This is a genomic window from Candidatus Marinimicrobia bacterium CG08_land_8_20_14_0_20_45_22, assembly GCA_002774355.1.
GTDB lineage: Bacteria > Fidelibacterota > UBA2242 > UBA2242 > UBA2242 > 0-14-0-20-45-22.
In genome coordinates, this window is the sequence record PEYN01000143.1 from 1 (window position 1) to 13,189 (window position 13,189).

A 13,189-nucleotide genomic window follows, 5' to 3' on the forward strand; every position below is an offset into this window, starting at 1 on the left:
TACTGAATGGTACCTTCGGGACGGAATTGGGTGTGGGAACGGATACCAGCACGAATGTCAAGACTGGTTTTCGTTCTTTTAAGATTACGAAGAGCGCCGTGAGTTCGAATGTAATCGGCTGGTTATCTGATGACAATGCCAATAAGTATTGGAACAATGCCGGATCGGGGACATTCTCAATCAAAGCATCGGTCAAGACGGTTGGAGTGAATATCAATCCGGCCAATGAGGATGCCAAGATTGGGATTCTCTTTGAATTCAAGACCGCGGCCGGGGTTGAGTTGTCTTCGGGGACCTTGTGGGCGGATCAGTCAGCGGCGGATGTGGATTGGGCCGACCTGAGTGATATTGTCATGCTGGGTGAAGCTCCGGAGCAGGTTTTTGTGACCTTGTTAATGGGTAAGAATGCGACCGGGACAGTTTATTTTGATGATGTAGACTGTAACACAACCCCGGATTGGACGATGGGAATTTTCAATGGTGGGGCCGAGGATGTAGCCGGCTGGATGGATTGGTACGGTGGCAATGGTAACTATACGAAGGTTACGGATGCGGAAGCCCATACGGGTGATTATTCGGTGGTATTGTATCAGGATGCAGACACCTTAACCTCACAGAGTGAGTTGGTTTACTATTCACAGCCCTATGCCGCCGAGGCGGGCGCCTGGTACAAGATTGGGGTGTGGGTCAAGACTGAGAAAGTGAACACTACCGGAATGGGTGAATTTACCTATGTCAGTAGTGAGAATGTCGATGGTGGGATCAACCTGTGTTTTTTCACTCACGGTGGTGATATTGCGACCAGTTGGAGTGATCAGGGCGACCGGTTTATCTATGTAGATCAGCGCGACAGCACGACTGGCTGGAGGCATTATGAAGCGGTTCATCAGGCCAAAGATGATGCTACCGGAATCTCGGTACGCGCCCGGTATAACAATTGGGTAACCGGAACGGCCTGGTTCGATGACTTCAGCGTAGAGAAAATGGTGAATGCTCCGGATGTCGGAATCATCCCCGAGGATAAAAATACCGGGACTATTCCGGCTAAGTTTGCGTTGTTGCAAAACTATCCGAATCCATTCAATCCGGAAACCAAAATCGTGTATACTCTTCCACAGTCAAGCAAAGTAAATCTGACCATTTACAACATTCTGGGACAGCAGGTCCGCAAACTGACTGACACGGTTCAGAATGCTGGAACGTATACTCTGACCTGGGATGCTCGCAATGATTTTGGCGAGAATCTGCCGACCGGTATTTATCTATACGTTTTGAGGACTGATAATCAGCGTATAGCGCATAAAATGGTACTCGTTCGGTAATTATTTGACAAGAAATCCTCCGGAGGCTTTCCCAGCCTTCGGAGGATTTACTTAATCATTTGGGAAGGTCTCTTTATGAAGCGAGCTCTAATTTCATTAGTAGGGAGTGTTTTATGCCTGTTTTCGCTTCTCGGAGCGGGTACAAGCGGTAAGATCAGAGGCCGGATTACCGACCAAAATAGCAGTGATCCCCTGGTGGGGGTCAACGTAATGCTGGAAGGGACTTCTCTGGGAACCGCGTCGGATCAGGAAGGTTATTTCTCCATCCTAAATGTTCTACCAGGCACATACTCTCTGAAAGCTACCATGATCGGGTATCAGACCGTCATTCAGAAAAATGTACAGGTAAATGTCGATTTGACCACGTCGCTCGATTTTAAAATGAGTACGGCGATTCTGGAAGGGGAAGAAGTCGTCGTCATAGCTCAGGTGCCAGTCGTTAAAAAGGATGTGACTTCGACCTCGTTTCGAGTCAATTCCGATCAAATCGAGCATCTCCAGGTTCAGAATCTCAGCGAAATCATTGAATTACAGGCCGGGGTGGTCGAAGGACATTTCCGGGGCGGACGGGCTGGCGAAGTGATGTATATTGTGGATGGCGTACCCATGAACGACGCTTACTCCGGCGACAATCTGTTCGACGTCGAAAGCGATATGATTCAGGAAGTTGAAGTAATCAGTGGCACTTTCAATGCCGAATATGGTCAGGCTATGTCCGGAATTGTCAATATCGTGACAAAAGAGGGCCAAAAACAATATTCTGGTAAAATAACTCTCTATGCTGGTGATTATGTTAGTAGCCATACAAAAACGTTTATGAATATTGGTGATGTAAATCCGGCTTCAATCACAAATCTCCAGATGAGCTTAAATGGACCGGTCCCATTATTTAAAGAGAGATTGTCTTTTTCAATATTGGGCAGATTATCCAAGAACGATGGCTGGCAGTACGGCCAACGCATTTTTCGCCCCAGCGACTATTCATATTTTTCTGAAAAGCCGGAAGAACAGTTCATCCAGTCAACTGGTGACAGTGCTTATGTTCCGCTGAATCCGAACGTAAATAAAACCCTGCAGGGTAAAATCAGTTTTAAATTGTCACAACGCGATAAAATTAACTATACCGGTTTTTTTGAAGATGAACAACACCGTGATTTTGATCGATTTTTTAAATATAATCCCGACGGTAATTACTATCATGAAAGCCACAGTTATCAGCATTCACTGCAATTTACGCATATGTTTGGGCAATCCACATTTTTAACGGCAAATGCCTCAGAGTCTTATACGGAATATGCTCAATATGTGTATAAAAATCCCTTTGATCCAAGGTACGTTCCACTTGAGTATCTGACGCAAAACAATTCGAACGGTTTTGCAACCGGTGGCATGCGGATGTGGCATCATTCCCGGAACAACAGAACCGGATTATTAAAGACTGATTTGCGGAGTCAAATTACAAAAAATCAAACGGTCGGACTCGGTGCCAGTTATAAAAAAATCAAACTTTGGTTGCATGAATATCAGCTCTATTTTGATGAGCATAATATAATTCAGATTCCTTCGGATTCATCCTGGTATAATAATTCCTACACTCATGAACCGGTTGAAATTTCGGCATATATTCAGGATAAACTTGAGTTAGGAGAGATGATCATTAATCTGGGACTACGGTATGATTATTTTGATCCTGACGGAATCGTACCGGAGTACTTCTATAGTACGGTTGATGCCCCTAAACGACCCGCAAAAACTTCCAGCCAGCTGAGTCCGAGGATTGGAATTGCCTATCCCATCTCCGACCAGGGAGTTATTCACTTCTCGTATGGTCATTTCTTTCAGATACCCAACTATGAACATCTTTACATTAATCCTGATTTTGAGGTGTCGCTGATTCAATTGAAAGGTGATCAGCCTCCGCGGGGCAGTTTTAACATTATGGGTAATGCGGAGCTTAAGCCGGAAAAAACCGTCAGTTATGAAATCGGCATTAAACAGGCCATCACTGCCCATCTTACCGTTGACGTGACCGGCTATAATAAAGATATCCGTGATTTGATCGGACAGGTGACATTACAGAATATTTATGGGGGCAAATTCTGGCATTTTATCAATAGAGACTATGCCAATGTCAAAGGTATAACGGTCGCCCTGGAAATGCGTGAAGCTCCTGGCGGGATCGGTTTCTCGGTTGATTATACCTATCAATCCGCGACCGGTAATGCCTCCGATCCGCTGGACGAATCTAAAAATCAGGAGTCTGAACCTCCGATTCAGTCTGAAAAGAAACGACAACCCCTTGACTGGGATCAAACTCATTCCCTGAACATGACGACGACCACAACTCAAATGGGTTATCGTCTGAGCATAATTGGTAAAATTGGGAGCGGGACTCCCTATACCCGCGAATCTCCCCATTATAATAACCGGATTTTAAATGGTGAGCGTAAACCGGTAACGATGACCTTTGATTTAAACCTAACCAAGGATTTTCTATTTAATTTTGTCACGCTCTCACCGTTTATAAAAATTACCAATTTATTTGACCGGAAAAATAATCAGGATGTATATGCTTCGAGTGGATCGGCAGATTATGACTATAATATGATATTTGAGACTTATCGTGGCTATAAAACCCAGAAAGAATGGTATATCCAACCCAATTTTTATGATGAACCCCGAAAGATTATTATCGGGTGCTCGATTAATTTCGGTCAGAATGATTGAGAGAAATATGAATATGTTTAACATGAAAAAAACGGCCTTGCTTTTATTATTAATTGGAATAGTGGGTTTTCAGGAGCATGCTCTGCAGGCCCAAACGCCGGCCAGTATGCGCGGAAACCAGTTATATCGTCGCCGGGGCTTGATGAATGGCAACCTCGTACATACCTTTTTTTGGAATTACTGTGAAGTCGGAAGTTATCCGGACGATCCTTCCGGTTGCTGGCCCTCTCCTGATCGGCATTACCTGGATGATATTACCTTAATTGTATCGGTTGAAGCGCTCAATGATAGCGGGGTACTTATTCATCCGATGGCGACCCAGTATCGGGAATTTGTCGATGTGTCGCCGGAAGGCGTGCCCTGGGGATTTGAAGCCCAGCCAAATTGGTTTAACACCGATCAAAAGGCCAACTCTTCACCGGCCATGAGCAATAATCCGATTACCTGGCCGGAATACTGGCCGGATCAACCTTCCTGGACCGGATACTGGAATGGATTTTTTGGCAAGGGAATATTTAATGCGGATCTCGAGACCATGTTTGTTTTTGATGACAGTCCGGACAAAGAACCCAATCTGCATATGAATTTTTATTGTGATGAGCGGGACTCGACCCGCGGCGGAGTCGGACTGTTCGTAAAAGCCCGTGGTTTTCAATGGAGTCAGGTTCTGGCTGAAGATTGTATATTCTGGTTGTACGATATAAAAAATGAATCTACGCATGATTATCGTAAGTCCTATTTCTCACAGTATATTGATTGGGGCATTGGCGGTGTGGGTGGCAATATTCAAAACATTGGCGAATATGATCTGGATCTGGATATTGCTTTTGCATATGGACCTCCTGGCGCGGTCGGCTATCCCGGGAACTGGTATCCGATCGGTTATGCCGGCTATGCATTCCTTGAAAGCCCGGGTATTGATACCGATGGGAAAGATAATGACGGCGATGGTATGATTGATGAATCCAGAGAAAGCGATGGTCCGGGAGAATATATTGATGAATATCCTTATGGTTTTAATGATATAACCAGGGCAAATTTTATGCGGGTTTATGGGTATTCGCCGTCGCCCCACTGGTCAAATGACGAAGACTGTGACTGGGTACCGTTTACAGATGCCAATGGCAATGGGGTCTGGGATACCGGAGAGTTTTTAAACAATGATGTCGGGGTAGATGGCGTGGGACCATACGATTTACATTATATTGGTCCTGATGAAGGAGAAGGTGACGGCCGGCCAACCGATGGCGAACCTAATTATAATGACAAGGATCCGGATGAATCTGATCAGATTGGATTGACCGGATTTGATATTTTTCCAACTCACCGGTATGAGTTGATCGATGATGAAGGCAACTGGGACGTTTTTAGTCGCTTGGCTCCGCCACTGGATGAAATTGTGCAACCGAATAATCTGAGCATGTTTTTCTCTTCGGGATCTTTTCCGTTAATGATCGATCAGATTGAGCGCTATTCAATGGCGTTACTGTTTGGGGAAGACAAGGACGACCTTGTCAAAAATAAAAAAGCAGTCCAGCAAATATATAATGCAGATTACCAGTTTGCCAAACCGCCCCTCAAACCGACCTTGAAAATCTATCCGGGCGATGGTGAAGTCACGTTAGTCTGGGATGATTTGGCGGAAAAATCGTTTGATCCATTTTTACAGGAATTTGATTTTGAAGGCTATCTTATCTATAAAGGAACCGAACCACAATTTTTAGAAAGCAAGATCATCACCGATTCCTACGGTAACAAGACGTATCGGAAACCAGTTGTTCAGTTTGATTTACAGGATGGCAAAAAAGGTCCTCACCCGGTTGACATATATGGAGTAAAATTTAATCTTGGCAATGATACCGGAATTCGGCATGCTTATACCGATAGAGATGTAAAAAATGGCCAGACCTATTATTATGCAATTGTTTCCTACGATTACGGATTATTTACCTATAGTAATGACGGAGTCGAAGGTTTTCAGCCTTCGGAATGTTCCGCGATTATCTCGATGAATTCACTTGGTCAGGTGACCTTTACGGATATCAACTGCGGAGTGGCGGTGCCCCGCCCCGCGACAGCTGGCTACATTCCGGCCAGGATCGATGGCGATGTCGAGCATGTCGGGCCTGGTACGGGCAGTATCACGGTCGAGATTGTTGAGAAGATTAAAATTCCATCGGATCAAACAACCGTTGAGATCGCTTTTATGGAAGACACTAAATTTCACACGGAAAAATTTCCATATTATTCAGTACGCGATGTTGCGGCCGATACCTTGATGCTCGATAGTATCTATGTTAATCAATCTGGCGCCGAGAGTCCATTATTTAGCGGGATCACGCTGACGGTTTATAATGATACTTCCATCTGGATTGATGAAGAAAACTCGAGATTTCTGGAAGGCAGTTTTGATTATATTCCCAAAATCCACTTAGATCCGAGAAATGAAAGTATAAAGGTAGGTAACGAATTCATCCGCTTAAATATTAATCAGCCATCAGATTATATCATTACATTTTATGATACAGTCCATACGATGTCCCAGAATGTATTTGGGATAAAATCAATACCTTCCAATGTTGGTATCTATAATGTCACCGATTCCATGGAGGCGCTTTTCGCAATAATGGATATAGATACAAATGGTAAATACAGTCATGGTGATGATATTATTATCATTGTACCGGATGCTGATTTTATTTATAAGCGCTACACATCCTGGATGATTCAATTTACGCCGCAATTTGAGATTGACACGGTCTGGGTAGAGGGAGTGCCCTTTGCGGATACCCTCTGGACTACTGTTGATCCCCCGCAGGCTGGTGATAAATGGTACCTGGCCATCACCAAACCCTTTCGCTTGGGAGATAAGTTCCGGCTAACTTTACAGGGTGCTGATTCCAGTGATGCCTTAGCCAAAACCGAGTTGGACGATATTTGTGTGGTGCCGAATCCGTATGTCGTGACGGCTTCCTGGGAGCCGACCAATCTATATAAGTACGGACGGGGCGAAAGGCGCCTGCATTTCTTCCATTTACCGAAACAATGCACGATCCGGATTTATAACGTCCGTGGCTATCTGGTCGATACGATCGAGCATAATAGTACGGCCGATAACGGCATGGAACCCTGGGACATTTTATCGAAAGACGGCAATGAAATCGCTTACGGGATATATATTTTTCATGTAGATGCCCCAGGCGTTGGCACAAAAATCGGGAAGTTTGCACTGATAAAATGATAAATATCATTCTAAATAAAAACCATTTTTGCTTTTCAGTAAGCCTGCTGATCGTTTTGACGATTTTTACCGGTTGCTCCCACAAGGCCGAAAATTTACCGGTCGCAAAGGTCGCTGGCCGGGTGATTACCGCGGAAGAATTTGCTTTTGCTTATGAATTGGCACCGCGCTCTTTAACCAATCTGCCGAGCGATAAGGCGCGCCAGGTTATATTGAATCAGTTGATCGATACGATCACGCTCGCCCGTGAGGCCGAACGTCAAAAATTAGATGACGATCCGCTCTTGCTAAAATCCGTCGATTTTTATACACGCTTGGCTATCAATCGCGAACTGTATCTGAAGCATGTCCGCAAGCCGGTCACAGTCGCGGAAACGGAAGAACGCACCGCTTTCGAACAGCGAAAAACCACGCTGTTCGTCCGGCATTTCGTGAGCGGACAAGCCGACATCGCGCAAAAAGTCTCGTTCGGTACGCGGCAACTTAAACATACGCCACTTTTTCCCGGCGCCCGACAAGTGAATATCCCGTGTTATGGTTTAGCCGACCGGGTCAAGTGGTCCGATATGCCGGCTGATGTGACCGACTTGCTTTATAATTTACCCATGAAGAAACTTTCAGTACCGTTTTTTGACGGCCGGCTGTATCATGTTTTTCAGGTGGTCGAGAAAGAGCGGGAAGTTCTGCTCCGCGAGAATGAGTTTCTAGCAAACCGCGAAAGTATTCATGGAGTATTGAGAAGACGCAAAGAACAAAAAGTCGCCTCGCAGTATGTTCAGCATGTCATGGACCCGCAGAACGTGACTATTAAAGCTGCGGCTCTTAATATACTGACCGCGCATATCTGGAAAAACCGACCGACCAAGAATACGCCGCTTACGCAATATATTTCCAATGAGGAAATAAATACGATCTCATCCGACAGGCGCGACTTTCTGAATGATGACATTGCTGTTTTCAAATCTGGCCGATTGACCGTTGCGGATGTGCTCCTGAATTACAAAGTCAATCCGGTGAAAATTTCATATAAAAGTGAGCGACATCTTCGTGAAAGTCTAAAAAATGCCGTAGGAATGTACGCCCGCGATTGGGTTTTGTCCGAACAGGGCCGGAGGGAGCGGCTGGATCGAAAACCTTCGGTGATTGCTGAAGAACGAAGTCGCCGCGAATATCTTCTGATGCGTAAAATGCTGGCGCATTTAGGGCGCGAATTTTATGACCAATATCCGGATACGACCAATTCGCAGGAACGACTTGAAAAATTTATAACAGATTACAAAGCCAGCTTGTGCTCTGCCGAAAAAATCCATATTTATCGCGATAATCTTATGGCTGTTAAGACAACCGATGAAAGTTTGGCTCGCAAGATCGACTTTGTAGCCTTTCATACACAATAATTGAGGTAAAATATGACGTCAAATGTTAAAAGATTATTTACGATCGTTTTAATTACCGTCTCGGCGATGTACGCTGGTTCAGGAAGACTAACGAATGTCGGAACGACCGCGGCGCCGTTCCTCGAAGTCGGCGTCGGATCACGGGCGATCGGAATGGGCGGCGCTTTCGTGGCCGTTGCGAATGATGTTTCGGCGCTTTACTGGAATCCGGCCGGTATTGCGCGTATGCAAAATGCGGAGGCGGTATTTGAAAGAGTTGAATGGCTGTCTGACATCAGTTTTAATTATCTGGGCGCCGTCATTCCGTTTGGACGGTGGGGATCCGCCGGTGTTTTCTTAGACGCAATGACTGTTCCGAAAATGGCTGTGCGAACGGTTGATTATCCGGACGGAACCGGCGAGGAATTTGACGCTACAAGTTACGCTTTCGGTCTGACGTACTCTTTCGCTTTGACCGATCGGTTTTCAGTCGGTATGACTGGAAAATATATCGAAGAACGTGTCTGGCATGAAAAAGCCCGAAGCGTGGCATTTGACATCGGTACCCTTTACCGGACAAATTTTCGCGGTCTGAGGATTGGCGCGACGATCACGAATTTTGGTCCGTCGATGATGATGGACGGCAGTGACCTAATCATTTACTATGATGCCGATCCAAGTATTGACGGCAATAACGACCGCATCATGGGAAAACTCATCACCGATGAATGGCCTTTGCCATTGAATATGCAAATCGGGCTTGCCTATGATCTACTTGATAGAAAAAATTACCGAATGACGATCACGGCAGACGCTTTTCATCCGATCAATAACACGGAAAGCATCAACATTGGCACCGAAGTCTCGATCCTGGAAATGCTGTATATCCGTGGTGGATTTCAGGCGATTGGACAGTCGGACACCGAAGAAGGCTTAACGTTCGGCGGCGGACTGCGGTATAAAATGTTCGGCCAGTCATACATTAAATTTGACTATGCTTATGCTGACTTCGGGCGCTTGCAGGCGGCCAATCGGTTTACGTTGCGATTGGACTTTTAACCTGGAATCTTCTAACTTCAGTCGATGGTGTCGAGGAGAAAGACAAACCGCAAAACCAACCGAAATAAAGCAATGAGATCTTCCCTTAAAATTTTCCTGATGTTAGTGTTTTTTACAGGGATCGTTATGATTCGAGGATATTCCCAACAAATTCCGATTTCACGCGTTGGGCAGATGCCCAACCTGCCGTCGCCATACCAGATGCGCGACTGGAAACAGGTAGCACGCGGCTATGACAACCTTGTCTTCGACCTGACGCGCACCGGTGATCATCTGCCGCTGGTCTGGATCAACAATAATACTGTGAATTACCCCAATCACTCCAGTTTCGGTCTACATACGGTCGTCGGAACGCATGATCCGGAAAATGCCGAGGCGATCAATGCCCTTCCGGCTGTCATTGGCGCTTCTTTGGTCGGCATCGATAAGAGCGACCAGAATGGCTATAATTGGGTGTTGGGTTGCGAGGAGTGGTTCAATAAACGACCGGATGAGAACGTTTATCTGAATAATTATGTCAGTCAGAGCGGCGACGACTGGTGGTATGCTCTGATGCCGAATGTATTCTTTTACCAATTGTACGATCTTTATCCGGGCACCGGCGATTTTGATTTTCAGTTAACCTCTGTGGCTGATCAATGGCTGAGAGCGGTAGTCGCTATGGGAGGCAGTGCGGCGCCCTGGCATAAACCCTCGATGAACTACCGCGGCTGGTATCTCTCGACGATGAAACCGCACACATCCGGCATAACCGAACCGGAAGCCGCCGGCGCGATCGCCTGGCTTTTATATAATGCCTATATCCAAACCGGACAGGCCAAATATCGCATCGGCGCCGAATGGTGTTTGGAATTTCTCAATTCTTATTCCACTAATCCGTCATATGAATTGCAATTACCATACGGTGTTTACACCGCCGCCCGCATGAATGCCGAACTCGGTACGACCTATGACATTGAAAAAATGGTGAACTGGTGCTTCGACCCGGAAGACAATGCCCGGCAGTGGGGCGTAACGCTCGGCAAATGGGGCGACTACGATTGCCATGGATTAGTCGGCGAAGCCCTTAGTGACGGTTACGCGTTTGCGATGAACGGTTTCGAAATGGCGGGCGCGCTGGTGCCAATGTTGCGCTATGACAGTCGTTTCGCCCGGGCGATCGGCAAATGGATGCTGAATCTGGCTAATGCCTCGCGCCTGTTTTACGCGAATTACCTGCCGGACGACCATCAGGATGGTGAAGTCTGGGCGCATGCGTATGATCCGGAGGCTGTTATTGCCCATGAATCCCTGCGGGAATTTGCACTCTATACTGGCATCAGCCCTTTCGCGACCGGCGACGCGATCGAAGGTAATTGGGGATCTACCAATTTTGCCCTGTACGGTTCGTCGCATGTCGGAATTTTAGGCGGAATTATCGATACGACGAATGTCACAGGAATTTTAAAACTTGATTTGCGCAAGACCGATTATTTTCAGAAAAATGCCTATCCGAGTTACCTTTTTTATAATCCATACGGCGAAATGAAATCAGTTACTCTGGATGCCGGAACGCAAACAGTAGATCTCTACGATGTAGTCACAAAAACTTTTCTTGCTACGGGTGTCACCGGCCAAACCAACATAAATGTTCCAGCAGATAAAGCAATTCTCGCGGTTCTGACGCCTTCCGGCGGAACTGTTCGCTATGCCGGCCAGAAAATGCTGGTGAATGATGTTGTGGTCGATTATCATTCCGGGCAAACGGTGACTAATTATCCACCGCGCATCAAGTCAATCGCAGCCGATTCGACCACGCTCAAGGCTGGTCGGACTTATCAGATTTACTGCACAGCCCATGATCGGGATGCCGACCAACTTCATTTTGAGTGGTTTATTAATGAAGCGGAGGTTGGTATCGATTCATCCGTGATAGAATGGACAATGCCGGAAGAAGACACGACTCTGACAATAACCTGCCAGGTCAGCGACGGCGTCAACGAGCCGGTTTCGGATAGTATTCAAATCCAGGTTTACACCGCGCAGAATCAGCCGCCGATCATTTCCAGTCTGACCGCAACCTCCCGCCGGATCGCGCCGACCGATACGACCTTGATCCGTTGCAGTGCCAGCGATCCCGATGACGATTCATTGGTATTCGATTGGTCGGTCGCATACGGGATACTGCAGAGTGACAGTGCGCAGGCGATCTGGCAGGCGCCAGACTCACCCGGTTATTTTTCAATTAAATGTACCGTAAGCGATCAGTTCGGCGGTGCGACCTCTGATAGCATTCTGATCGTAGTCGGCGATACATCCAGTCATGAGATTGGCGTGCCGGTGGCATATTATGTCTTTGCGGGAAATGCCGATGATCTGAGCGGGCAGAATAATCACGGAACCGTCAACGGCGCCGATCTGACCGCTAATCGCTTCGGCAATCCAAATTGCGCTTATTATTTTAACGGCACTTCCGACAATATCCGCGTGCCAAACAGCGTCAGCCTGAATTTCACCAATGCAATTACGGTCAGCTTCTGGATGAATCCCGCGGCATTATATACTGATCGCGAATCCTATCCGATTTCGCACGGCAATTATGAAAACCGCTGGAAATTTTCTCTCACTACCACCAAGAAGATCCGCTGGACAATTAAAACTAACGCCAGTATCAACAACGGAATCAAAGACCTCGATTCGCCAACGGTAATCACCACCGATCAATGGTACCATGTTGTCGGGCTGTATGACGGTACTAATTTCGATCTGTATGTCAATGGTGAATTGAGTAGCCACGCGACCTTTTCCGGTGACATCAAAACGACCACGATCGACCTGATGATCGGGCAGGTTCTGCCTAATGTCAGCACGTACAATTTTAAAGGCACTCTTGACGATATCCGGATATATAACTACACTTTATCGGCTGGTGAGATCGTGGAACTTTATGCTGAACCAAGTGCTATTCACGGCGGACCAGAGAAAATACCGACTGCTTTCAATTTATCTCAGAACTATCCCAATCCATTCAATCCGGTTACCACAATCAAATACGATCTGCCGCGGGCGGTTGCGGTTAAATTGCAGATTTTCGATTTGAGCGGGCGGTTGGTGCAGACCCTGGTTGATGAGCATAAACCAGCCGGACATTATTCGGCAGTCTGGAACGCGCAAAACGTGAGTTCGGGAATTTATCTCATTCGCCTGAATGCCGGCGATTTCACGGCGGTGAAGAAGTGCGTGAAATTGAAGTGAATCGGATTACCATAAAGCTCTTAATTAGAGGTGACGATGCATAATTCTCACTACAAATCAAGATTAATATATTTTTTATTTTTCGTATTAATTAATCAGACTTTACTCGCTCAAACCTGGGAAGAGATAAATATACAGTTTCCAGATAATGATACTTTAGGATATGTGTATAGTGGCAGGATTACATTTAACAATAAAGACATTGGATGGCTATTTACAACTTGGGCTGA

The 13,189-nt window shown here is 46.2% G+C and carries 6 protein-coding genes; all 6 read left to right on the top strand.

What is annotated here, in order from left to right:
* Positions 1-1,322 (top strand): hypothetical protein (locus tag COT43_08355; GenBank protein PIS27854.1); only part of this gene is annotated, 1,322 nt, incomplete at its 5' end.
* A 75-nt stretch (positions 1,323-1,397) separates the two neighbouring features.
* Positions 1,398-4,049: a hypothetical protein gene (locus COT43_08360; GenBank protein PIS27855.1), complete on the top strand. Its 2,652-nt coding sequence runs from the start codon at positions 1,398-1,400 to the stop codon at positions 4,047-4,049.
* Positions 4,042-7,290, top strand: coding sequence for a hypothetical protein (locus COT43_08365; protein PIS27856.1), 3,249 nt, complete (start codon positions 4,042-4,044; stop codon positions 7,288-7,290). Before COT43_08360 ends, COT43_08365 begins: the two co-directional genes overlap by 8 nt.
* The gene (locus tag COT43_08370) at positions 7,287-8,687 is read left to right on the top strand and encodes a hypothetical protein (protein ID PIS27857.1); all 1,401 of its coding nucleotides are present in this window, start codon (positions 7,287-7,289) and stop codon (positions 8,685-8,687) included. The genes COT43_08365 and COT43_08370 overlap by 4 nt, the downstream gene beginning before the upstream one ends.
* A gap of 12 nt (positions 8,688-8,699) precedes the next feature.
* Complete coding sequence (locus COT43_08375) at positions 8,700-9,725, top strand: hypothetical protein (protein PIS27858.1); 1,026 nt, start codon at positions 8,700-8,702, stop codon at positions 9,723-9,725.
* A gap of 24 nt (positions 9,726-9,749) precedes the next feature.
* A complete protein-coding gene (locus COT43_08380; GenBank protein PIS27859.1) occupies positions 9,750-12,959 on the top strand; it encodes a laminin G in 3,210 nt (1,069 codons plus the stop codon).
* The last annotated feature ends 230 nt before the right edge of the window (positions 12,960-13,189 follow it).